Origin of the sequence: Enterobacter asburiae (genome assembly GCF_001521715.1) — a bacterium.
In the GTDB taxonomy this organism is placed as follows: Bacteria; Pseudomonadota; Gammaproteobacteria; order Enterobacterales; family Enterobacteriaceae; genus Enterobacter; species Enterobacter asburiae.
Genome location: NZ_CP011863.1, coordinates 1,411,246 through 1,435,020 on the forward strand (window position 1 = coordinate 1,411,246; position 23,775 = coordinate 1,435,020).

At 55.4% G+C, this 23,775-nt stretch carries 15 protein-coding genes and 1 pseudogene; 7 read left to right on the top strand and 9 right to left on the bottom strand.

The window, feature by feature from the left end:
- The first annotated feature begins 60 nt into the window (after positions 1-60).
- The 3 genes from ACJ69_RS07050 (at position 61) to ACJ69_RS07060 (ending at position 5,968) form a co-directional block, all read left to right on the top strand.
- Positions 61-678, top strand: coding sequence for a CatB-related O-acetyltransferase (locus tag ACJ69_RS07050; RefSeq protein ID WP_059346762.1), 618 nt, complete (start codon positions 61-63; stop codon positions 676-678).
- A 257-nt stretch (positions 679-935) separates the two neighbouring features.
- Positions 936-3,260 carry an inverse autotransporter beta domain-containing protein gene (locus tag ACJ69_RS07055; protein WP_059346763.1) on the top strand — a complete coding sequence of 775 codons (2,325 nt, stop codon included), beginning with the start codon at positions 936-938 and terminating at the stop codon, positions 3,258-3,260.
- Positions 3,261-3,280: 20 nt separating this feature from the next.
- Entirely contained in the window at positions 3,281-5,968 is a 2,688-nt protein-coding gene (locus tag ACJ69_RS07060) for an Ig-like domain-containing protein (protein WP_059346764.1), read from the top strand.
- 81 nt (positions 5,969-6,049) lie between these two features.
- On the opposite strand, the gene ACJ69_RS07065 is transcribed toward ACJ69_RS07060, so the two are convergent.
- Together ACJ69_RS07065 and ACJ69_RS07070 are read right to left on the bottom strand one after the other, a co-directional pair.
- Complete coding sequence (locus tag ACJ69_RS07065; protein WP_155616770.1) at positions 6,050-9,655, bottom strand: response regulator; 3,606 nt, start codon at positions 9,653-9,655, stop codon at positions 6,050-6,052.
- Positions 9,648-10,271 carry a response regulator gene (locus tag ACJ69_RS07070; protein WP_054829801.1) on the bottom strand — a complete coding sequence of 208 codons (624 nt, stop codon included), beginning with the start codon at positions 10,269-10,271 and terminating at the stop codon, positions 9,648-9,650. Before ACJ69_RS07070 ends, ACJ69_RS07065 begins: the two co-directional genes overlap by 8 nt.
- Before the next feature lie 236 nt (positions 10,272-10,507).
- On the opposite strand from ACJ69_RS07070, the gene ACJ69_RS07075 reads away from it, so the two are divergent.
- Complete coding sequence (locus ACJ69_RS07075; protein WP_059346766.1) at positions 10,508-11,140, top strand: helix-turn-helix domain-containing protein; 633 nt, start codon at positions 10,508-10,510, stop codon at positions 11,138-11,140.
- A 53-nt stretch (positions 11,141-11,193) separates the two neighbouring features.
- On the opposite strand, the gene ACJ69_RS07080 is transcribed toward ACJ69_RS07075, so the two are convergent.
- The 4 genes and pseudogenes from ACJ69_RS07080 to ACJ69_RS07095 form a co-directional block, all read right to left on the bottom strand.
- Entirely contained in the window at positions 11,194-12,210 is a 1,017-nt protein-coding gene (locus tag ACJ69_RS07080) for a beta-propeller fold lactonase family protein (RefSeq protein ID WP_059346767.1), read from the bottom strand.
- Between the two features lie 219 nt (positions 12,211-12,429).
- Positions 12,430-13,425, bottom strand: a complete 996-nt coding sequence (locus ACJ69_RS07085) for a DUF2891 domain-containing protein (protein ID WP_059346768.1) — start codon at positions 13,423-13,425, stop codon at positions 12,430-12,432.
- Positions 13,426-13,434: 9 nt separating this feature from the next.
- Positions 13,435-14,420, bottom strand: a pseudogene (locus tag ACJ69_RS07090) (DUF979 domain-containing protein).
- Positions 14,417-15,139 (bottom strand): DUF969 domain-containing protein, encoded by a 723-nt coding sequence (locus ACJ69_RS07095; RefSeq protein WP_047647698.1) that lies wholly within the window; start codon positions 15,137-15,139, stop codon positions 14,417-14,419. Before ACJ69_RS07095 ends, ACJ69_RS07090 begins: the two are co-directional and overlap by 4 nt.
- Positions 15,140-15,338: 199 nt before the next feature.
- On the opposite strand from ACJ69_RS07095, the gene ACJ69_RS07100 reads away from it, so the two are divergent.
- Positions 15,339-15,884 carry a winged helix DNA-binding protein gene (locus tag ACJ69_RS07100; RefSeq protein ID WP_023335754.1) on the top strand — a complete coding sequence of 182 codons (546 nt, stop codon included), beginning with the start codon at positions 15,339-15,341 and terminating at the stop codon, positions 15,882-15,884.
- A gap of 2 nt (positions 15,885-15,886) precedes the next feature.
- Here the strand turns inward: ACJ69_RS07100 and glgX are convergent, their stop codons facing one another.
- Genes glgX through treZ form a run of 3 tightly spaced genes read right to left on the bottom strand, consistent with a single transcriptional unit; the run spans position 15,887 to position 22,230 of the window.
- On the bottom strand, positions 15,887-17,962 hold the full coding sequence (glgX, locus tag ACJ69_RS07105; protein WP_059346769.1) for a glycogen debranching protein GlgX: 2,076 nt from the start codon (positions 17,960-17,962) through the stop codon (positions 15,887-15,889).
- A gap of 15 nt (positions 17,963-17,977) precedes the next feature.
- Positions 17,978-20,446 (bottom strand): malto-oligosyltrehalose synthase, encoded by a 2,469-nt coding sequence (gene treY, locus ACJ69_RS07110; protein ID WP_059346770.1) that lies wholly within the window; start codon positions 20,444-20,446, stop codon positions 17,978-17,980.
- Positions 20,443-22,230 (bottom strand): malto-oligosyltrehalose trehalohydrolase, encoded by a 1,788-nt coding sequence (treZ, locus tag ACJ69_RS07115; RefSeq protein ID WP_059346771.1) that lies wholly within the window; start codon positions 22,228-22,230, stop codon positions 20,443-20,445. Before treZ ends, treY begins: the two co-directional genes overlap by 4 nt.
- 132 nt (positions 22,231-22,362) lie before the next feature.
- On the opposite strand from treZ, the gene ACJ69_RS07120 reads away from it, so the two are divergent.
- Together ACJ69_RS07120 and ACJ69_RS07125 are read left to right on the top strand one after the other, a co-directional pair.
- Positions 22,363-22,890: a GNAT family N-acetyltransferase gene (locus ACJ69_RS07120; protein WP_029741295.1), complete on the top strand. Its 528-nt coding sequence runs from the start codon at positions 22,363-22,365 to the stop codon at positions 22,888-22,890.
- Between the two features lie 86 nt (positions 22,891-22,976).
- Complete coding sequence (locus ACJ69_RS07125; RefSeq protein ID WP_407027165.1) at positions 22,977-23,726, top strand: 5'-nucleotidase, lipoprotein e(P4) family; 750 nt, start codon at positions 22,977-22,979, stop codon at positions 23,724-23,726.
- The last annotated feature ends 49 nt before the right edge of the window (positions 23,727-23,775 follow it).

A 23,775-nucleotide genomic window follows, 5' to 3' on the forward strand; every position in this document is an offset into this window, starting at 1 on the left:
ATAAAAACAAGGTTAATATATTATGACGTGTCGCAATATTATTAATAAAGGATTTAAAGCATGACCGACAAGCACTGGTCAAGAATGGAATATCTCCATCAGACGGTAACCAATCCAAATATTCATATCAAAGGGACGCACAGCTATTACAGCGACTGCTGGGACAACGGATTTGAACGTCCCGTGGTGCGCTATTTGCTCGGCGACGACGTCAGTCGGAACTGGGAACCACTCGGGCGGCTGGATAAATTATTTATCGGTAATTTCGTCTGCATTGGCGCCGAGAGCGTTATTCTGATGGGCGGAAACAGCACTCATCGCATGGACTGGTTCAGCCTTTATCCCTTTATGGAGTCGATAAAGGAAGCCTACCTGTCACGCGGCGACACAACGCTGGGCGATGGCTGCTGGCTCGGCATGCGGGCGATGATTATGCCCGGCGTTACCATTGGTGAAGGCGCTGTGGTAGCGGCGGGCGCGGTCGTGACCAAAGATGTGCCACCCTATGCGGTGGTGGGCGGAAATCCGGCCACCGTTATTAAATACCGTTTTTCAGAAGACGATATTGCCCGACTGCTCGCGTTAAAAATATACGATCTGCCTGAAGAAAAACTGCTCGCGATACAGCCAATATTATCCTCGGGAAATATCACCGAGCTGGAAACAATTTTACGATAACAGTCTGCCGTCGCATATATTTCCGTACGACGGCATCTCATCTGTAGTCTACGTCCTACACGCCGTGTTGACTTGTCTGATTTTTTATAAGGTGTGAAACCGGTTTAATAAATTCAGGCCGAATAAGGTGGAAAAGTTTCACCGTAATAATCCACCCCAACTGCCATTAAACCCTTTCAAACAGATCCGATAAGGCTCGTGCAAAACCATTTGGTATTGCCGCGCCCGGTTCTGTTCACTTTATAAGAGACTTTCTTATGAAATCATCAAATGCGCCTACTATTTCGCGCCCGAAGGTTATCGTTGGCTGGCTGACGATAATCACTCAGGCTGCACTCCCTCTGAGTTTTGCTTATACGCCTCTGGTTCAGGCTGCGGCGAAAGAAGATGAAACCAAATGGTATCAGTCAGGCAAAAATACCCCGTCGATCTTCGAAGACAATGCGAGTTCTCTTGCCGCAGCCGGCTCGGCGCTGTCGCAGCGCGATTCTGGAGGAGCAGCAGAAGGTCTTGCGCGCTCTGCCGCCACCGGTGCGCTGAATAACAGCGTTGAGGAGTGGCTGAGCCAGTTTGGTACCGCACGCGTGCAGCTTAATCTCGACGATAAATTTAACACTAACGGTGGCGAAGCTGACCTGCTGGTTCCTCTGTACGACAACAAATCCACTGTTTTCTTCACGCAGCTTGGTTTTCGTCACCAGGACGATCGTAATACCGGTAACGTCGGTTTAGGAGCCCGCCATTTTGCGGGGGACTGGATGCTTGGCGTCAACACCTTTTACGATAATGACTTTACCGGCGACAACCGCCGTTTCGGCCTCGGCGCAGAAGCCTGGCGCGATTATCTTAAGCTTTCGGCGAACGGCTATTTCCGCCTGAGCGACTGGCATCAGTCCCGCGATTTCGCCGATTACGATGAACGCCCGGCAAACGGTTACGATCTTCGGGCTGAGGGCTGGCTACCGGCCTATCCGCAGCTGGGCGCAAAGCTGATGTACGAACAATACCAGGGTGATGAAGTTGCCCTGTTTGGCAAAGATAACCGCCAGAAAGATCCGTGGGCCTTTACCGGCGGCATTACCTATACCCCTGTTCCACTGTTTACCCTCGGTGCCCAGCACCGCGCGGGTAAAGATGGGCAAAATGATTCCCAGCTCTCCCTGCAGCTCAACTACCGTCTGGGCGAGTCCTGGAATAAACAGCTCGATCCGGATCTGGTCGGAGCCTCCCGCACGCTGGCCGGTACCCGCTACGATCTCGTTGAGCGTAACAACAACATCGTTCTTGACTACCGCAAACAGGAGACCGTCACGCTGAAGCTGCCGGAGAAAACGGTGGGCAAAAGCCGTGGAACCGTCGCTCTGACCTTCTCTGTGAAGACCAAAAATACGCTACAGCGCATCGACTGGGATGCCCCAGCCCTGCTAGCCGCAGGCGGCAGTATTATTCAATCAGGTGACAATCGCCTGAACGTCACCCTGCCTGCTTACCAGGTATCGGGAAGCAATACGTATCGGATTGCCGGTGTGGCTTACGACGCTAAAGGCAACAGCGGTAGCGCCACGGCAGATATCCAGGTTGACGTGGGTGACGTAAGCGTCGGCTCCTCTTCGATGACGGCATCCCCGACCACGCTGCCGGCTGACGGCAAGAGTACCTCTACGATTAACATTAATATCGTGGATGCCGACGGTAACCCGGTACCGGGTATGGCAAAGTCGCTGTCAGCCTCCGTGAAGGAAACGCAGGCCGTTGTCACCTACGCGGCAAATTTACCGGCGAAAGAGGCGACCCTCTCTGCGGTTGAAGAGACTTCTCCGGGCGTGTATCAGGCTATTGTTACAGCCGGAACGCGCGCGGGTACCGTCACCGTGTCCTCATCCTTCAATGACACCGCCTTACCGGAGATTACTATCTCCCAGCAGGCAGATAACAGTACCGGACGCATCACGTCTGATGCCATCATCGTGACCAGCGATAACAGCGTGGCCAACAACACCGCAATCAATACCGTGACGGCCACCATCACGGATGCGGCAGGTAACAAGCTGGCGAATGTCCCTGTCACCTTCTCTCTCAGCGGTTCTGCGACCGTGGCGGCGGGTTCAGCTCTGAATACCGTAACGGATGAAAAAGGCGTCGTGTCCGTGGCATTCATCAATAAAGTTGCTGAAACGGTGAAGGTTACCGCCACGCTCGCCAACGGGAACTCAGGTACCGTGGACTCGCACTTTGTTGCGGATTCCACAACTGCCGCGATTAGCAGCGCCGGAGATATTACGGTTGATAAGACCACCGTCATTGCTAACGGCAGCGATGCGGCAACGTTCAGTGCCATAGTGAAAGATGCTAACGGGAACCCGGTGCCAAATGTAGCCGTCACGTGGGGCAGCGATAAAGGCGTTCTCTCCGGGACAAGCAGTACGACCGGAGCCAACGGCGTAGCGACCATCACGCTGAAACACACGGTGGCAGAATCAGCACAGGTCACCGTACAGGTAGGCACCTCCGGCGCTGTTAACGCCCCGCAGTCAACTTCAGCGCGGATACCGGCAGCGCCACTCTCGACAGCGGCAGCCTGAGCGTCGATAAAACCACCCTTGTGGCCAACAATGTCGAATTCGCCACTTATACCGCCACGGTGAAAGATGCCAATGGCAATCCGGTACCGAATCTCCCTGTAGAGTGGAAAACGGATCTGGGAACCTTATCCGGCAGCATCATCCAGACCGACAGCAACGGCAGCGCGAGCGTGACGCTAAAAGGCACGAAAGCCGGTACGGCACAGGTGACAGCGTCACTTAACGGTGCAGCCCCGGTAAATGCCAGCAGCGTTACCTTCACAGCGGACAGCACCAGTGCAGGTATTGGAAGCGGTGACGTGAGCGTTGATAAAACGATCCTGATTGCCAACGGTTCCGACATCGCAACCTTCCGCGCCGTGGTTAAAGACGCCAACGGAAACCCTGTCTCCGGCGCAACCGTTAACTGGGCCACCGATAAAGGGATATTATCCGCAGGATCCAGCGTCTCCGGAACTGACGGTGTTGCCACGATTACCCTCCACGATACGGTAACGGGCAACGCTCAGGTTACTGCTCAAACCGGAAGTTCTGGCAACATCAGCGCACCTCAGGTGGAATTTATTCCCGATAACGCCAGCGCCAACATTGGCAGCGGCGATGTTACGGTCGATAAAACCACTGTTGTTGCAAATAACAGCGACGTCGCGACTTTCAGCGCACAGGTGAAGGACGGCCAGGGTAATCCGGTACCGAACTTTGTGGTGAACTGGAATACCACAAAGGGAACGCTCTCAGGCAGCACGACGATGACGAATGCGAGCGGGATAGCCACGGTCACGCTGAAAGATACCGTAGCGGGCGCAGCAACGGTGACGGCACAGTCGGGTACGTCTTCTGCCATCAGCGCACCTGCCGTTGATTTCACCCCGGACAGCACAACCGCCGCGATTGGCAGCGGCGACCTGACGGTAGATAAAACCAGTATCGTCGCCAACAACACAGACCTGGCCACCTACACGTCAGTAGTCAAGGACGCTTATGGCAACCCGGTTCAAGGTGTGACCGTCACATGGGCGACGGATCTGGGCGTCATGTCCTCGTCAACATCCGTAACCGACAGCAGCGGTCAGGCCACCGCAACGCTGAAAGGCACTCAGGCTGGTATCGCTCAGGTGACGGCCTCCGTTAACGGCAGCACGCCAGTTAACGCGGCAAGCGTAACTCTGACGGCTGACAGCACCTCAGCGGCTGTAGCAAGCGGCGATATCTCCGTGGATAAAACCACGCTTGTTGCGAACGCGACTGATACAGCGACATACAGCGCGGTGATCAAAGATGCCAACGGCAACGTGGTTCCTGGCGTCACCGTGAACTGGGCCACCGACAAAGGCACTCTCTCCGGCAGTACCAGCGTGACCGGGACCGACGGCGTGGCGAAAATCAACCTGAGCAGCACGGTTGCGGGTGATGCACAGGTCGCCGTGAAAATTGGATCATCTGCCAGCGTTAATGCTCCAGTGGTCAACTTTACCGCTGATTCAGCGTCGGCAGGTATCAACAGCAGCGACCTGACGGTAGATAAAACCACGCTGGTTGCCAACAACACGGAGTTTGCTACCTATACGGCAATCGTCAAGGACGCAGGCGGTAACCTGGTGCCAGGCGTAAGCGTCAGCTGGGCCACCAGTAACGGGACACTGTCAGGCGCGAACAGCACCACGGGCACGGACGGCAAGGCAACCATCACGCTTAAAAGCACCGTTGCGGGTAATGCGCAGGTTACCGCGACCGTTAACGGCACGCCTGTCAACGCCAGTAATGTGACCTTCACTGCCGATACCGCGACGGCCGCGATTGGCTCGGGGGATTTAACGGTAGATAAAACCAACGTGGTGGCTAACGATATCGATATTGCTACCTACACTGCCCTGGTTAAAGATGCGAATGGTAATGCAGTACCGAACATTGCAATCAGTTGGGCGACAAATCTGGGCACTCTGTCTGGAGCAACCAGCAATACCGGCGATGATGGTAAAGCGACGATAACGCTGAAAGGGACTAAAGCGGGCGATGCCACGGTTAATGCAACAGTTAATGGTGCATCTCAGCCTGCCGCAGCGGTTACCTTGATTGCTGATGTCACCACCGCAACGGTAACCAACCTGACAGCAAGTCTTTCGAAGATGACGGGAACAGGTACAGAGTCTTCTGTTCTTACTGTCACCGTGAAAGATGCTCATGGCAATGCTATCCCTGCAGGTCAGCCTGTATCCTGGAGTACGACACTTGGTACATTAGTTGATACCACGACTCAGACAGATATTAATGGTCAGAGCAGCACCACATTATCCGGCACTACGGCAAGCGGCAATACGAATGCTATTGCGACCGTTGAAGCTCAAGCATTGGCGGGTAGTCTGACCACAGATATCACCATCCTTCCGGTCTATATGGTTGGGGGAAAAACATACTGGACACTGAATAAAGACCATAAAACTCTTGATGAGGCGAAGGCCGAAGCGAACTGCGCGACTTATGGTGGAGGAACGGTAGCTTCTCAGGCTGATTTGAAAGAGTTCGCGAGTAATGGTGGTGACTTTGCAGTTAAAAATGTCCCAGGTGAATACTTCAATACCTGGTATAACCTGTCGGGCTCATGGATGACCACAAGTGGTAAATTCCACTCCTTTAACTCCGGTGGTTCAACGATCCCAGTTGGGGGGACTACAAGTGGTCCAGGTAGCGATTACGTTTGTGTAAAATAATTTCAAACTTCAAGAGGACTACATCGCTGCCCTCTTTTTTTGGGAAGCACGTCCTTTGGCCCGGTTTACACCGGGCCTTTTTTATTCCACATGGGTAGCCGAATTAAGATACTGGCCGATCGAAAGCCGTAAAACTTTTAGCTTAGTCTCCAGCCTGTCCAGCCCCGCCCTAATTTCGTCGTCATGACCCGTCTTCAGCGCCAGCAGTTCAATTTCTGCCGCAAGCTCATCAATTTCTGTTGCACAGATTATCTGCGCCGCGCCGCTAATTCGATGAAGACAACTGGCCAGTGATGCTCTGTCACCGCAGGCGAGCCATTTACGGCATTCATGTATATCCGCCTCATTCTCTTCGCCAATCCGTGACAGCAACCGGCCAAGCATGCCGTCGTCATGATGAATCATCTCTTTTAAATCATTAAGACGAATTTGCTCATGGAGCGGCGGAGGTAACTCAGTGTTTGCGACCTTCTGCAACGCTGATTTTAAATTCGCCAAGCGCAGCGGTTTAAACAGACATTCATTCATCCCGGCAGCTATCGCCTGCGCCCGGGTTTGTGGTTGGGCATTGGCCGTCAGGCCAAACACAGGCGTTGTGCTTCCCGCATCGCGAATTTTTTGCGTCAGCGTAAAACCGTCCATCCCAGGCATGGTGCAGTCGGTAATCAGCAAATCAAAACGCTCCTGCTGCCAGTAGACCAGTGCCTCCTGCCCGCTCGTCGCCTCGGTTACGGTGTGGCCAAGTAACGAAAGCTGACGATTAAGCACCATGCGGTTCACAGGATGATCGTCCACAATCAGGATCGACAACGCCCGCTGCGTATCTGCACGCAACGCGCTGACGGAATCGGCCTTATGTTGCTGCTGGCGAACGGGCACGGTCAGCTCGATGAAGATCTGCGTCCCTCTGCCGGGTGAACTTCGCATTTGCATGCTGCCGTTCATTCTTTCCAGCAGCTGGCTGCCGATCACAAGGCCAAGACCGGTCCCCGTATGGTTGCGTCCAGCTTCAAGCTGGGCGAAGGGTTTAAACAGCTTTTTCTGATCGGACAGGCTGATGCCGGGTCCGCTGTCCTCAATTTCAATGTGCAGCGTCAGGGCATCATCACCGCTTCTCTGGCTGTAAATTCGCAGCTCAACGTGCCCGTGCTGCGTAAATTTCACCGCGTTACTCAGATAGTTAGCAATGACCTGGCGCAGGCGACCGCTGTCTACCCTGATCTCCAGGTCGTCTTCAGTCTGGCTGGTATAACGCAGTTCGAGGTTTTTCTGACGCGCCATCTCTTCGAAGATTTTAATGACCGGCGGCACGAGCGAATCAAGAGGAAGCCATTCCGGGACGATCTCAAGCTGCCCACTTTCGATCCTCGCCATATCCAGCACGTCGCCAATCAGGCTTAGCAACGTTTGCGCTGAGGCGTAAGAGACCTGAATCGCTTCGTTCTCGGGCTGACGCTTTGACTCAAGCTCAAGGAGTCCCAGGATGGCGCTGATAGGGGTACGGATCTCGTGGCTCATTGTCGCCAGGAAGGCGCTCTTAGCCTTGTTAGCCTCTTCCGCATGGTCTTTTTCTACCGAGAGCGCATTCAGAAGCTGTTTATGATCGGTAATATCCTGCCAGCCGCAAATCAGGCCAGCAATTTTGCCTTTTGAATCCGTGAACGGCGTTGACCAGTGGGCGATGACGCGCGCACCAGAGCCATTGTTTACGTTGAATTCGCGCGTTTGCCCGTGGGGAAGGATCGCTTCATTGTGCACTAACACGTCGGCTAAATACTCCCGAAGCCCGGCCAGCGGATGGCGCTGGTCAAGCAATGAATAGCGAAGATGTTCAACCGGCAGTTGACTAAAATAGTGTGCGTAGGCTTCATTGCTGGTCGTGACCATCATCTGCCGGTTAAGTACATAAACCGGCGTAGGCGATCCGTTGATCAAGGTATCACGGAAAGCCAGCTGGGCCTGAAGTTCCTCCTGCGCCAGCTGACGACGTTTAATCTCTTTGGTGCGGATAAATACCCAGAAAAGGATCAGTAAGATTGTGGTGCCCGCCCCCCCGAGTACCCAGTAAAACTCCTTGTTATAGAGCCGCCAGGTGTTAACCGAGAAATCCGGGGCATTTTGCCATTTATGCACAATCAGCGAAATTTCCTGGGGCTGAATATCCGCCAGCGCTTTATTGAGGATTGCCTGCAGCTCAGGCTCATCCCGACGTACGGCAAAGCCCAATTGGTCCGGCTTTTCACCCAGCTGCGCGACGATCTTCAACTTGTCCCGAAAATATCGGTCGATCATGAAGCTGGCGCCCAGCTGGTTATGCAGGGCGCCATCCGCTTTCCCCGAGTTGACCAGCTCCAGAGCGGTTCCGCAGTTTTCCGTATAGATCCACCTGATGCCCGGCCATTCTTTCGAGAGCTGTTGAACCAGCGTCTGAGTCCTGTCTCCAACCACCGCAAGCGTCATTGCGTTATTCAGCGCAACAGGGGCACGCGGCTGGTTTTTTACGACCAGCACGCCGGGGGTGTAGATCCACGGACGGCTGAAAAGCGCCATATCTTCGCGGGAGGAATCAAAGATGGCCGTGCCGACCATGTCTCCTTCATTATTCTCCAGCCGATCGTACACCTCCAGCGCAGAGTTAACCCTGACAGGCTCGAAGCGGATCCCGGTGCGAAGATGAATAAGACGCAGGAGATCGGCGCTTATACCATGAAACGCGCCGCTATCGTCCAGCATGCTGAAGGGGGTATAAAACGAGTTAACGAGCACCCTTACCGTCGGGTGATGCGTAATCCAGCGTTTTTCCTGCTCCGTCAAATCAAGCGGTTTCTGAAAGCGCCAGATGTCAGGCCGCTGCACCCACTGGCGAGAAATGTTCTTTTGCAGCGTCTCAGGTATGGCGCTCAGAACGGTATTGATAGATTCGAGAAGCTCTTTGTCATCGCTGCGCAAAATAAAGCGGTTACCGGCCCCTTCCGCATCGAAAACGTCCGTTGTCGTCAGGGCGTTGCCGTAGTTGCGTTCAATAAGGAAGCTCGTGGTGGTGATGTTGCCAAAGAAGAAATCGCACTGACCATGAACCACGCAGGCCAGGCCACTTTCATTGGAAGGAAAGCGAATGATACTGGCCGCAGGAAAGCGCTCCGAAACCTGCCGATCGCTGAGATAACCTTCTGTAACGGCAAGCTTCATGGCCATATCCGGTTTGACCGTATGTGACGCAGTGCTTTCATTGGTCACCAGTACCGGGAGATTTGCCATAAAGCTTCTGCTCTCGGCGAGCCCGTCCTGATTTACCGGTTGCCCACCGCCATCATCAACGAGGGTATCGACTTCCTTACGCTTCAGGGCTTCAATGGCCTTTTCCCGTGACGGGTAACGGAAAACGCGCACGTCAAGGCCAAGGTTGCTGGTAATGAGCCGGATATAGTCAGCATAGATGCCTTCGTAGAGACCGGAATCAGGAACGATATCAAACGGAGGATTATCCGGTGCCCATGTGGCGACTTTTAATTCGCGTTTCAGCCCTAACCAGCGCCAGTCACTGTCATCCAGGTTAAAGCTGAGCAACACGGGCCGCTCGCGGCTGAAAATCTTTAGCTGTTGTACTGAGGGTTCACCTGCATAATCAACCGTCGCGATCATCCAGAGGGGAAGAAACAGTAGCGCTCGGGACAGAAATTTATTCAAGATTGTTACGCCGTGCGAATTCAAAAATATCCAGTTGAGTTTTACAACCCAGTTTATCCATCAGGCGGCTTTTGTAAGTGCTGACGGTTTTGTTGCTGATCTTCATTTTGGCGGCAATTTTCATATTTTCCAGCCCCTTAATAATATGCTGGAAAACCTGAAACTCCTGGGGCGACAGCATCCCCAGCCTTTCCCGATCGTCTATCGCCTGCTGGCTTTGCGGGGATTCGAAACGTTTGAGAGGGAAATAGCCATAGCCATTTTGCGCCGCACGGATGGCGGTGATGATCTCGGGTAAGTTATTTTTTTTGCTAATGAAGCCATCCGCGCCGCTCAGGGCACTTCGGGGCGAATAAAATTCAGGGTTTTTGCCGGAAATCACAATAATGATCCCCGGATAGCTGTTCGCACGTAACGTCCTGACGACTTCGATACCATCGAGCGTGGCAATATCAATGTCGATCACAAGAATGTCCGGATGATGCTCGTCGATCAGCGAAAGCGCTTCCGCGCCATCGCCTGATTCAGCCACAACGCTGTGCCCTTCCTTTTCGACCAGAAACTGAATAGCCATTCGGGCTATTGGATGATCGTCAACAATCATGACTTTTGCCATATTAATACCCGAGATAAATTTAGCGCCTTTGTATTTTAGCTGAGTTTATATTTATTAAACACCCTCTCAACTATAGGGATAATAATCGCAAAGATTGTAGTCCCTGTCCTACACCGCCATGATGACCATTCCGATTTTATGCCGCTGACAGGCCACGTATATTTATCTGTGTTTTGAAAAATAAAGCTACGTCAGTTTTTTCATATTAAATGCAGAAATAGGTGAGGCGATTTCGTATGGTCAATAATCCCGACAATGGTTCTCATGCTATGCATGAAAAAGAAAAGCGAATTATCATCGTCGTCCGCTGTGTGTTTACGTTACAGGGTCTGAGTGCTTTATGTCATTCTGCCCACTGGCGGGTACAGGCGATAACGCCTGAGGCATTTGATGCGTACACGGTGCTCAACGATCAAAGACCTGATTTACTCATTATTGAATCGGAGTGTTTTGATGAACAACGTTCACAGGCGTTGACCGTCATGAACGTGCTGCCACATAAAACGATCGTATTGACGAACAGTTACTCCGGTGGGCTCTGCAAAGTCCCTTCTGCGGGCGGAACGACAATCATGGTTGATAAGTCGGGGTCCGTGATGGCCCTAAAATGGCTGCTTCAACGAACCGCAAATGAGAGGCACAGCGTGCAACCAGGGCCCTGTCGCGTTCGACACCACCGGGCCAGAATGGCGGAACGTGAAGTTCTCCGTCCTCTGCTCAACGGTGACAGTCCCGATGCGGTTGCTGAAAGAATGGGTATCACCTATTCGGCCGTTAGCCGCTATAAAATGTCCGCCCTGCGCCGTGCTGGCGTCAGAACGCTTAATGAAATTGTTATCGGAAACTACAAAGGATTGCTGACAGCTTAAGGCTGTCAGCACGTGATTCTTGCCTGAAAACACGTTCAGGCAAGACGATTGCGTTACTCTTTAATGGTAGCAACGACCTTTTGCTCTTTTCGGTCGACTTTTGACAGGCTGAGATCTTTATTCAGCACCCAGAGATAGTTACCGTCCTTCGTAAAAACAAGTGCTTGTCTTGGCTCATTAAACCCTTTGATGGTGGTCGTGACGTTCAGGCTGGCAACATCGATCACCGACAGGCTGTTCCCCGTTAAGTTACCGCTATAAATGAATTTTCCATCCGGAGAGAGCGCGGCGCCATAGGGATTTTTTCCAACCTCAACGGTGCGGATGATTTTCTGTTTCGGCAGATCGACGACCGCGATGGTGTCGCTCCCGCTGTTAGCCGCATACAGTGTTTTACCGTCCTGACTAACAGAAATAGCGCGTATTTTGCTGAATCCTTTTATTTCCCCCGTAATTTTATTGGTTGACGTATCCACTGCGGTAATCTTGTCGCCAAGGAAGTTTGTCACGTAGAGAGTACGGCCATCCGGACTCAGCTTCACGCCCTGTCGGGGCTGCGAAAAACCGGTAATGACCGTTTCTGCCAGCCCGCTATCGGTATTAAGACGGGTCACGGTGTTACCTGCCTGATTGTTGATCCAGAGCGTTTTGCCATCTTTGCTTAAGGCTGTACCAAAACTGCCCGGCCCCGTTGAAAAGGTATGCGTGACGTTCAACGACGCGCTGTCAATACGTTCAACGGTCCCCTTACTGCTGTCTGATACGTAAAAGCTGTTGCCATCCGGTGCGAAAACGATATTACGCGGCGTAATAAAACCGTTGATAACCTGCCGTAACTCGCCCTTTTCAAGATCGTATACGGCGATATCCGTTCTGGCGCTGTAAGAGACCACCGCCAATTTTTCATCGGGACTTATTGCCAGCGAGTTGTTTTGAATAGAACCATCAAATGTTTTTTGTACGGCGACAGGCGTGGATACTTTTTCATTTGCCAAAACGGGGGCGCTTAGCGTGGAAACGAAAAGAGTTCCGGACATATATATAATTAATGCAAGCGGACTTTTATTCATCGTAAGACTCCATAATAAAAAACAGTCAATAATATGAAAGTTATTATCTGTCTGTTGAGTCTGTAGAGTACTTACCTGTCCTTTTAAACTAAAGATATAACGGCGTGAATATTCCGAAAGCGTGTAAATTAAAATAAGGGAATCTTTTGATGCTTTACAATAATGCAAAGAAACCGTGTACCAGCGAAAAATAACCGACACACGGTAGATGCCGTTTGTTTACTCCAGCGCCAGCAGCGCAAAGCTCGCCAGCCAGTGTCCGCCGCTGTAGTGGCTGCCGACCACATGCTCAACGCTTGCCGACAGGTGTTTCGCCACCGCCTCGCGCAGCGCCCGCTGCGCCGGATGGTTAGCGGGAAGCGCTTTAGCAATATGCTTCATGCACCAGGCGCGGCTGAGGTTTAACCCGTCGAGATGGGCAATTTTCGGGTCGGTACGGTCGCTCACTTCCGCCGGGTTCATCAGCGCCGCAGCGGAGCCGACATCCGGCAGAAACGCGTCAAACCAGGCCGGGAAGTCTTTCAACATCTTGCTCATCAGCAGCGCTTCCGTCAGCGCCCCGGAAATATACTCATCCCCGCCGGGTTCGTAGTGGGCCGGATAGCGCGTATCGGCGAGATAAAACCGCTCCGCCGCCGTGACAATCGCCTGCTCAAGCGCGCTATCTTCTACGGCTCGGGCGTAGTCCAGCCCCAGCGCGAGGGCAAACGCCGTGTTGTAGTGCGTCCCGACGCGGATCGGATAGGTGAGCTTGGTGAGGTAATCCACCAGTCGGTTACGGATATCCTGGGTTAACGGCTCCAGCGTCCGGTACCAGCCTGCGGCCTGCGGCAGCGAAGACTGTTTTAGCTCCTGGGTCAGCGCCAGCAGCCAGCCGTAGCCATACGGGCGCTCAAACGAGGTGCGGAACGGCGCGGTGAAATAGGCCAGCTCCTTCGCCACGTTATCTTCCGTCAGGTGCTCGTCGAAAAGCGCGACGATCGCGTCCCGGCTCGGCAGTTCCGGATAGAGTCGCACGCAGCGCAGCAGCAGCCAGTAGCCGTGCACCGCCGAATGCCAGTCAAAACAGCCGTAGAAAATCGGGTGCAGTTCGCGAGGCGGCAGCACGTCGCCATCATCATTCAGCAGATGCATGATGTGGTTCGGGTATTCCTGGCGCAAATAGGTCAAAGGCATGCGGGCAAACGCGTCAGCCTGATGTTGCGTTAATTCCATAACAGCTCCTTAGCGAAACACGAGGAAATACATGAGGAACACGTTCACCACCAGCAGGGTTAACGCGGTCGGGATCTGGATCTTGATCACCTGATACTTATCTTTCAGCTCCAGCAGCGCGGCGGGAACGATATTGAAGTTCGCGGCCATCGGCGTCATCAGCGTGCCGCAGTAGCCCGCGTACATGCCAATCGCCAGCAGCGGCGCCGGGTTGCCGTGATGCACGTTAATAAGAAACGGCAAGGCGATCCCGCGCTCAGCACCGGGAAGGCCGCAAACGCATTCCCCATGATCATGGTAAACAGCGCCATCCCCACGCAGTAAATCACCACCAGCATAAAGCGGTTATCCGGGTTAACGAACAGGCTCACCACCTTCTGCACCGAATCACCGGTATTGGCCGCCACGAACACGCCGCCGAGCATGGCCAGCATCTGCGGCAGGATCACCGCCCAGCCGATGGTATCGACAAGGCGACGAGACTGACGAATGGCATGCAGCGGCGTGCCCTTGGTCAGCCACCAGCCGGTGAGGATCGCCGCTACGCAGGCCACGCACAGCGCCGCGAGGGTAAGCTGCTTCTGGTCGAGAAGATAAACGCCGCCAATTGACACGCCCTTCAGGAACAGTGTTCCGATAACCGTCACCACTGGGATCATCAGCGCGGGCAGGAACAGCCAGTTTTTAAGGCGGTTTGACGACGCGAGACGTTCGTCTTCGGTGGACATTTTATAGTGCCCTTTCCCGACCAGGCCAAAGCCCGCCAGCAGCGCGATAGCGATAACGCCCCCGCCGATTATTCGATACGCCAGCGATTTCCCCAGCTCCTGCACCATCAGGTCACCGAACAGGAAGATCCCGCCGAATAAAAACCAGAACAGCGCCGTGGTAAAGCGCTTCGGATTGGCGCGATCGCGCAGGGTCATCACAACCAGCAGCATCACGACGAAGCCGATCAGGTAGTACACGCGGTTAATGGTGATAAGCGTCATCATTGCGCGGCCCCCTGCGTACCCTGCTCTGCACGCCAGGCCATGACGTCGCGACGGATGCTGGCATCCAGACGCAGCAGGCGCGTCATATGAATAACTAATGCCGCAATGGCGGTAGGAATGGCCCACAGGCCAATATGCAGCGGTTCGATGCCCGAAATACCGTTCTCTTTCAGGAACGCGTCGATCAGCAGCACCGCGCCGAAGGCAATAAAAATATCTTCCCCGAAGAAGACCGCGATGTTGTCGCACGCGGCGGCATGGGCTTTGATTTTGTCGCGGATGTGCTGCGGCAGCTCGCCGTATTCGTTCAGCGCCGCCCCTTCGGCCATCGGCGCCAGCAGCGGACGAACCGTCTGAGCATGACCGCCCAGCGACATCAGCCCCAGCGCGGCGGTGCCTTCACGGGCGACAAAATAGAGCATCAGAATACGCGCCGAGGTGGCGCTGGCGATTTTCGCCACCCAGGCCTGGGCGCGCTCCTTGAGCCCGTAATATTCCAGCAGACCAATCACGGGCAGGATCAGAATGAAGGTCGCCAGCGATCGGCTATTCACGAACTTTTCGCCAAAGGTCTCCAGCAGCATCCCAAAATCCATCCCGACCAGCAGACCCGTCGCCAGCCCCGCCACCACGACCACCAGCAGCGGGTTGAAGCGCAGTGCAAAACCAATAACCACGATCGGTATCCCGATCAGCGGCAACAGCGTAGTACCGTCCATAACGTTTACCCTATCCAAAGTGAGCGTTGCGCGCCGACGGCTATTTTTTTAATTTGCGGCGAGCGATGTTGTGTTTTTCGTCAGGTTTCGGAAAACCTGCGCTAAAAAGCTATATCTGAACCTCAAAAACATGTAAACAAATTATCAATAAAATGTTCTTATTTTATCGATGAGTTTACATTTCTGGCTAAGGAACGTTATGACCTCGAAAAAGAGTGCTTCACCCGATCGCGACGATATCAACGATGGCCGGATCGTCTCTTCCCGTCATCTGGTGTCCGAGCGCTGCGCGGAACTGTCAGAGCTTGAGTACGCGCTGATCATGACCAGCAACGCGTTCAATAAATGGATGGTGCGCTGCATGGCCGCTGCCGGTGAACCGGATATGGGCGCATTTGACGTCTCGCTGCTGCATCATGTGAACCACCGCGACCGCAAGAAAAAGCTGGCCGATATCTGTTTCGTACTTAACGTGGAAGATACCCACGTGGTGACCTACGCCCTGAAAAAGCTGGTCAAAGCGGGCTACGTGACGAGCGAGAAAGCGGGCAAAGAGCTCTTTTTCTCGACTACCGAGGAAGGGAAAGCGTTGTGCATGAAGTACCGGGACGTGCGGGAGGCGTGTCTGATCGCAATCCACGCGGAGAGCGGCATTGCCGGGAAGTCGATTGGCGAGACCGCGCAGCTGTTACGCACGATCTCCTCCCTGTATGACACCGCCGCCCGCGCGGCGGCATCACTCTGAAGCTAAGGACGTCTAAAGAGGGTAATACTGCGTCCGGCCAGTTCGTACTCTACGGTTTCGGTGAACGCTGTCCCGGCGGCAGCGCCATCTGCCGTAGACAGCTCCAGCACCCATCCCCCTTCGCCAAACTGCGGGATCTGGAACGGCACGGTGCCTTCAAACGGGTTGAACAGCATCAGCACGTCGTGCCAGATGCCGTCCTCCTGCCTGAGATCCGGCCTGCTGATGGAGACGCCGAGCGTTGAGCCCTCATCCCACTGCTCGGCCTGCTGCGGGCCGCCTCCGGCATTGAACCAGCGGATCTCCAGCCCGTCGCGCCAGCTTTCACGGCGCAATAACGGCTGCGATGCGCGAAGCGCAATGAGCCGTCGGGTAAACTCGCGCAGCGCATCGTCGTTTTCGGTGATCCCGTTCCAGTCGATCCAAGAGATCTCACTGTCCTGACAGTAGCCGTTGTTGTTGCCCTTCTGCGTGCGGCCAAACTCGTCCCCGGCCAGCAGCATCGGCGTGCCGTGGGAAAACAGCAGCGTGGTCAGGAAATTACGCTTCTGCCGTTCGCGGGTAGCAATAATATCCGGGTTCTCCGTCGGCCCTTCTTCGCCATAGTTGTACGAGCGATTATCGTTATGCCCGTCGTTATTGTCCTCGCCGTTGTCGGCGTTGTGCTTCTCGTTGTACGACACCAGGTCATTCAGCGTAAAGCCGTCGTGAGCGGTGATGAAGTTGACGCTGGCCCACGGGCGACGCCCGCGCAGATCGTACAGATCCCCGGAGCCCAGCAGGCGTGCGGCAAAGTCGGTAGAGACGTTATCGCCCTTCCAGTACTCGCGTACAGTATCGCGGTATTTGTCGTTCCACTCCCCCCAGCCCGGCGGGAAACCGCCGACCTGATACCCGCCGGGGCCAATATCCCAGGGTTCGCCAATCAGCTTCAGTCTCGATAACACCGGATCCTGCGATATGGCGTCGAAGAAACCGCCGCGCGGGTCAAACCCTTCCGGCTCGCGCCCCAGTATCGTCCCAAGGTCGAAACGAAAACCGTCAATATGCATCGACTCCGCCCAGTAGCGCAGGGAGTCCATCACCAGCTGCAGCACGCGCGGGTGCGAGGTGTTGACCGTATTTCCCGTCCCGGTGTCGTTGATGTAGTACCGGTGCTGGTCCGGCAGGGTGCGGTAATAGCTGTAGTTATCAATCCCCTTAAACGAGAGCGTGGGGCCAAGCTCGTTCCCTTCCGCCGTGTGGTTGTACACCACGTCCAGAATCACCTCGATGCCCGCATCATGATACGCGCGGACCATGTCGCGGAAGCCCTGGATCCCCGCCGGGCCGTAATAGCGCGACGCCGGAGCAAAAAAGCCGAGCGTGTTATAGCCCCAGAAGTTCTTCAGGCCGCGGTCGAGCAGATGCTGGTCGTCGGGGAACCAGTGAACCGGCAGAAGCTCCACCGAGGTGATGCCAAGACTCTTGATGTAGTCGACCGAGGCTTTGTGTCCCATCCCCTCAAACGTGCCGCGCAGCTCGGGCGGGATGGCCGGGTTCATCTGGGTAAACCCTTTCACGTGGCTCTCATAGACGACGGTATGCGGCCAGGGCACATTGGGCCGGCTGTTGTCCTGCCAGTCAAAGGCGTTCGGGTCGATGACCTTGCATTTCGGGGTGAACGGCGCGCTGTCGCGCGTATCAAAGCTTAAATCTAATTCGTCATGCCCCAGCTCATAGCCGAAATGGGCGTCGTTCCAGTCAATATCGCCCACCAGTTCGCGGGCGTAGGGGTCGATAAGCAGCTTGTGCGGGTTAAAGCGGTGACCGTTTTCCGGATCGTAAGGGCCGTAGACGCGATAGCCGTACAGCGCGCCGGGCTTCAGATCCGGCACATAGCCGTGCCAGACCTCATGGGTATATTCCGGCAGTTCCAGCCGGGCGATTTCGGTTTTCCCGGACGGGTCAAACAGACAGAGCTCCACCCGCTCGGCGTGAGCGGAAAACAGCGCGAAGTTGACGCCCTTCCCGTCATAATTCGCCCCCAACTGCTGGCCATGACCGGCCCGAATTTCAAACGTAGTATCCTTTGCCATTTTCGTTCTCCACGATTATTCGCAGGTAAGCAGAACCAGTACACATCCCTTTTCTGACGTTAAATTCAGCGTCTCTTGCAGAATGCGGCTCTCACCGCTGAACAGATCCCGATAGCGTTTCCCCGCCAGCTCCTCGGGTATCGCCACCGTGGTATTGACCCACAGCTGATGATTATCGGTGACATCAAAAACCAGACGCGGCACGGCGACAATCAGCGCCTCCTCGTCCTTAACGCGCGCATAGACAATCAGATTTTCCTCGCGCTCGCCGGAGACCTTAAGCGGCAGCCAGTCGCCGTAGCGGAAAAGCGCGTCGTAATGCGGACGCAGCCGCAGCAGCGTGGCGGTGACGAACTGCTTAACGCGCCCGTCTCGCCAGCAGGCCGGGTTGTCAAACACCGTGGCATCCGCCGCGCTGAGGTTGTGCACCAGCGTGTTGAAGTCCGGCTCCCGTCGGTTATCAGGATCGACAAGGCTAAAGTTAAGCGCCTCGCTGCCCTGGTAGATATCCGGCACGCCGGGAGCCGTCAGCTTGATCGCCGTCTGGCTGAGGCTGTTCATCAGCCCGGCCCGGATAAAGGGCTGCATCGCCTCGCTAAAATCCTGCAGGAACAGCGCGTTGTCCGGCGAAAGCAGGTGCCGCGCATAGCTCAACACCACGCTCTCATAGCTCTCGTTGCTGTCGATCCAGTCGGTGCGCTGTTTTGCCTCGCGCAGCGCTTTCTCGAGGAAGCCGATAAAACGCGCTTCGAGTTCTTTAAGCCCTTCGGCGTCGTCCGGAGACTGCGTGGCGGGCCAGACGCCCGCCAGCGCCTGATAGATCATCCAGGTATCGGCGGCGTTCGGCGCGGTGCCGTCATTGAGAAAACGCACCTGGGTCTGGTTCATCTGTCGCCAGCGGGCCAGGTTCTCACCCCAGCGTTCAGGCGCTTCCGTCAGGGTGTAGAGTCGCGCCCGGGCGTCTTCCCCGCGCTTGGTATCGTGCGTGGAAGTGCCCAGCAGCGCGTCGGGCTGACGGGCCAGACGAATGCGCATCTCCTGGTGGAAGCGGGATAATGAAAACGCGCGCGGCGTCGGGTCGGCGCCCACTTCATTGAGCGCCAGCTCCAGGTTGTGGCGGAAGAACAGCGTGTCTTCAACGGACTTCGCCATCAGCGGCCCGGTAAGCTGCTGGAAGCGGGTTCTGAAAAGCGAGGCGGACTCGCGGCACTCTTCCGGCAGGTCGCCGGTAAGAATGCGCACAAGCAGGCTCAGCGCCGCTTCAGACGTCGCCACGCTGGCGACCACGCGGTTAAGCAGCGCCACGTCAGGCGGGGTTAATCCCTCCCGGGTGCCGTAGGTGCGGTAGACCGGAAAGGCGATAAGCAGCTCGCGCAGCGCGTGGCGGATCTCCTCGCGCGGCAGCGCAACCTCATTGCGGCGGGCCAGATCGTCAGCAAGGTTAAGAAGCGTGGTGAATTCACCCTCAAAATTGCGGTCGGTCATCAGGCCCTTGGCATCGCGCAGTTCCGCGCGGCGATCGACCGTTATCCCCAGCGTTTCGTCGTGGATGGTCTCCAGGCGGGTCAGGTTATCGTCGTCGACCAGCACTTCCGCCAGCGAGGCGATAAACTCGTAGCCGGTGGTGCCGGATACCGGCCAGTCTGCGGGGAGCTGTTCTCCCTTCGCGAGGATTTTTTCAACCGTGATGTAGCACTCGGGCCCGGTTTTCTCCCGCAGGCGCTGCAGATACCCCAGCGGATCGGCCAGGCCGTCGACGTGGTCGATTCGCAGGCCGTCCACCACGCCCGCGTGAACCAGCTCAAGGATCAGCCGGTGCGAATCGTCAAAGACCGCGTCGTCTTCAACCCGAACGCCGAGCAGCCCGGTGATCTCGAAGAAGCGCCGCCACGAGAGCTGCTTCGGCGCTTCCCGCCAGGACATCAGCCGCCAGCTTTGCGCTTCATGTAGCTCAGCGATGCTCTTATCCTCGCTGTACGTGCCCGGGTTGAGCGGATACTCGGCGTCATAGTAGACCAGCGCGGCCTTGTTCGTGACAGGGTCACGTTTTAGAGTGATCGCACCCTTCTCCAGCTCCGCCTCAAAGGTGTCGCCGAGGAACGGCAGCGTAAGCGGGCGCGAGCCGTCGATATCGAAATAGCGGAAATAGCGGCTCTGCTGGCCGTATTCAATCACGTCCCTCCACCAGGCGTTTTCCAGCGAGGTGGACATATGGTTAGGGACGATATCCAGAATCAGCCCCATGCCGGCCTGCTTAAGCGCCGCGGCCATGCGGTTGAAACCGTCTCGTCCGCCGATTGCGGGGTCAATTTCATTCGGGTTGGTCACGTCATAGCCGTGAGTGGAACCCGCTGTGGCGGTAAACACGGGCGACGCATAGAGATGGCTGATGCCGAGATCTTTCAGGTAAGGCACCAGCGCCGCAGCGCGGTCGAAGGTCATGCCGTTACGGAACTGAATACGGTACGTGGCGGAAGGGATCATAACGATGCTTCTCCATCAGCAAAGCGAACGACAATACCGTTCGGCGTTAAAACGTCAGTGACTTCCGGCCAGGCAAAGCGCGTCTCACCCGCGAGTTCGGGCAGCGCGACGGGCTTATTACCGATATTCAGCGCCAGAGAGAGCGTCCCCGACGTGAAGCGCCAGCTCACCGCCACCATGCCGGGCGCGGTCTTGATTACCTTGCCCTCAACGGCGCCGCCATGATGCAGAAGCGGAACGATATGGCGATGACGCAGCGTCAGCAGGTGGCGCGTGAAGCGCAGCCACGTTTTACCTTCGTCGGTGGCAATCTTATTCCAGTCGAGTTTTGAACGGATAAACGTGTTCACGTCGTTCGGATCCGGGACGGTTTCATCGTGCCCGGCGTGGCCGGTAAACTCTTTTGCGCGCCCTTCCCGCACCGCCTTTGCCAGATCGCCGTGAAAATCGGTGAAGAACAGGAACGGATGCGTTTCCCCAAACTCCTCGCCCATAAACAGCAGCGGGATATGGGGGGAAAGCAGCAGCGCGGCAAGCAGCACCCGCGTCTTGTCGGCACCGGCCAGGGTGATAAGCCGCTCGCCCTGGGCGCGATTCCCGGTCTGATCGTGGTTCTGAATAAAATCGACGAAGAACTGCGGCGGCTGCGTCTGGCACTCCACCCCGCGGGATTCGCCGGTTTGCAGCGACACCTCGCCCTGGTAGACAAAGCCTTCCGCCAGCGCCCGGGCGAACTTTTTCTCCGGCTCAAAGGCAAAATCCTGGTAATACGCGTGGGTCTCGCCGGTGGCAAACACGTGGGCAGCGTTGTGGAAGTCATCATTCCACTCGGCGGTAAACAGCGGCGTGTTGCCCTGTTTATCGCGCGGATGCAGGAAAATCACGTTGCGGCTGTCTTCCGTGGTCAGGTGAACGTGGCGGTGCGGGATCGTCTCGCGGATTTTGGCGGCAATCTCCTCCAGAATGTGCGTCTCCGCGCTGTCTTTAATCTGGTCGATGGCATCAAAGCGCAGGCCGTCCAGACGATACTCCGTCAGCCAGTAGAGCGGCGCATCGGTGATGTACTGCCTCACCGGCTCGCGTTCGTAAGCGATGCCGTTGCCCCACGGCGTCATCCGCTGTGCATCGAAAAACGCGGGCGACAGCAGGGGCAGATAGTTCCCCTCGGGGCCGAAGTGATTGAGCACGATATCCAGCACCACGGAAAGCCCCAGCCCGTGCGCGGCGTCGATAAACGCGTGGAAATCCTCCGGCGTACCGTAGGCAGAGTGCGGGGCGTAGAGCAGCACGCCGTCATACCCCCAGCCGCGGGTACCGCCAAACTGAGAGACGGGCATCACTTCAAGCTGGGTAATACCGAGCTCTGCCAGATACGGCAGCTTGTCGATGGCGGCCCGGAAGGTGCCCTCCGGGGTAAACGTGCCAACGTGCAGCTCGTAGATAACCGTGTCTTCCCACGGCCGCCCTGCCCAGTCCCGGTTGACCGGCTGATAGCGTTGGGGATCGATAACGATGGAGGGGCCGTTAACGTCGCCTTTTTGCGCGCGCGAGGCAGGATCGGGCACCGTCATGCCGTCATGCAGAACAAATTGATATTCTGCACCGTGCGTCACGCCGGGTACGTCAGCCTGAAACCAGCCGTCGCCAGCTGCCGTCATCGGCACGTCGGCGGCGGCCAGACGTAGCGTAAGTTCTTTCTGTCCTTCTGCCCAGACGCGAAAACGTACAACGTCATCGGAAATAAACTCAGCACCCCACTGCTTTTGAAATGTCCTGAATTCCATTCATTGTCCTCGAATGACCCACATTTTACGCGGAACGAAGTACAAGCTTAGTTCAGGATTAAAAGTGTGTTAGGCCAGCGAATTTAACCGCTTCGTCTATTCTTTATGAAATAACTCACTACCGGGAATACTATGCAGATTCGAAAAGGACTCAGTACCGACCTCACGCGCCTTGAATGCTGTGACTTTTCTTTCACCATTAGCCACATTGCGCGAGAGCCCTTTATCCACTGCGATTTGCATATCGAAGCCGTCGCCGTTCCCTGGATTAAAACCTACGAGCTCGACATCCAAACTCTTGAAAACCACTGCGTTAATCCGGACGCCATATTTCTTATTGCCGAAACGGATGACGGGGAAATTGCGGGATTTATTACCGCGTCAATCGGCTGGAATAAGTTTATCTCGGTGGATTACATTGCTGTAGAGCGCACGAAACGCAGAACCGGCGCCGCGCAAAAATTAATGGCCGCCGCGCACGTGTGGGCCCGCAGCGTAAACGCCCCGGGATTACGGCTTGAAACACAAAATGTGAACGTCTCTGCCTGTCTCTTTTACCGCAACTACGGGTTTACCCTGGGCGGGTACGATCGTTATCTCTACAATGCCTTACCGGAAAAGGACGAGATCGCCCTGTTCTGGTATTACATGCTGGTCTAACGGCGCGGCCTTCATATTTCTGTCATTGAATTTCATTACGCTTTCGGGATTTTAACCAGGGTGTTGAGGAAAAAAGTGTGAATTCAATGGCTAAGGCATTACTGCTGGCATTACCTGTTTTGAGTGCAACGGCAGCGGCGAAGGCCGCCGGGGGCGAGCTGTGTGAACCCAAAGCGTACGAAATGGCGCTGCGCTATCAGCAGAAATCGGCAGAGATCATGGCTCTTCAGCTGCAGACGTATCGGTTTGCCACCGAGCGTTTCAACGAAAAGTTAAAAGACCTGAAAACGCCTGAAAATTACGCCGTAGTAATGGACCTGGATGAAACGGTGCTGGATAACCCCCCTCTGCTGGTGCGCGACACGGAGCAGTGTCACGACTTTACAAAATGGGACACCTGGAGCGACTGGGAGAAACAGGGTAAACCCGGCTTAATTCCGGGCGCGAAGGCGTTTCTTGACCATGTGAATCAAAGCAAGGTCCGTATCTATTACGTTTCGGACCGTATGCAGGAAAATAAAGCCGATACGCTCAGGACGTTAAAAGCCCTGGGACTTCCGCAGGTATCCGATGAAAGCGTTCTTCTGGATACGGTCAGCAAGGAAGAGCGTCGCCAGAGCATCCTCAAAAAGCAGCAGATCGTGATGCTGTTTGGCGACAGCCTGCCGGATTTCGCCGTGCAGTTTAAAAATAAAAAGCCGAGCGAACAGCAGCGCGAGCTGGTTGAGGCCAGCGCGGAACACTTCGGAAACGACTGGATTGTGCTGCCAAATGCCGCTTATGGCTCCTGGTCGAAAGCCACGCCGGACAGCTGGAGTGCGCAGCTGAAAAAATAACGTTTTACGAGCCGGGAAAGGCAGCATCGCCACCCGGCCTCTTCGCTGT

Bases quoted from the DNA above. Each gene is read 5' to 3' on its own strand.
- ACJ69_RS07050 (WP_059346762.1), top strand. From the start codon at position 61: ATGACCGACAAGCACTGGTCAAGAATGGAATATCTCCATCAGACGGTA.
- ACJ69_RS07055 (WP_059346763.1), top strand. From the start codon at position 936: ATGAAATCATCAAATGCGCCTACTATTTCGCGCCCGAAGGTTATCGTT.
- ACJ69_RS07070 (WP_054829801.1), bottom strand. From the start codon at position 10,271: ATGGCAAAAGTCATGATTGTTGACGATCATCCAATAGCCCGAATGGCT.
- ACJ69_RS07075 (WP_059346766.1), top strand. From the start codon at position 10,508: ATGGTCAATAATCCCGACAATGGTTCTCATGCTATGCATGAAAAAGAA.
- ACJ69_RS07080 (WP_059346767.1), bottom strand. From the start codon at position 12,210: ATGAATAAAAGTCCGCTTGCATTAATTATATATATGTCCGGAACTCTT.
- ACJ69_RS07085 (WP_059346768.1), bottom strand. From the start codon at position 13,425: ATGGAATTAACGCAACATCAGGCTGACGCGTTTGCCCGCATGCCTTTG.
- ACJ69_RS07095 (WP_047647698.1), bottom strand. From the start codon at position 15,139: ATGGACGGTACTACGCTGTTGCCGCTGATCGGGATACCGATCGTGGTT.
- ACJ69_RS07100 (WP_023335754.1), top strand. From the start codon at position 15,339: ATGACCTCGAAAAAGAGTGCTTCACCCGATCGCGACGATATCAACGAT.
- glgX (WP_059346769.1), bottom strand. From the start codon at position 17,962: ATGGCAAAGGATACTACGTTTGAAATTCGGGCCGGTCATGGCCAGCAG.
- treY (WP_059346770.1), bottom strand. From the start codon at position 20,446: ATGATCCCTTCCGCCACGTACCGTATTCAGTTCCGTAACGGCATGACC.
- treZ (WP_059346771.1), bottom strand. From the start codon at position 22,230: ATGGAATTCAGGACATTTCAAAAGCAGTGGGGTGCTGAGTTTATTTCC.
- ACJ69_RS07120 (WP_029741295.1), top strand. From the start codon at position 22,363: ATGCAGATTCGAAAAGGACTCAGTACCGACCTCACGCGCCTTGAATGC.
- ACJ69_RS07125 (WP_407027165.1), top strand. From the start codon at position 22,977: ATGGCTAAGGCATTACTGCTGGCATTACCTGTTTTGAGTGCAACGGCA.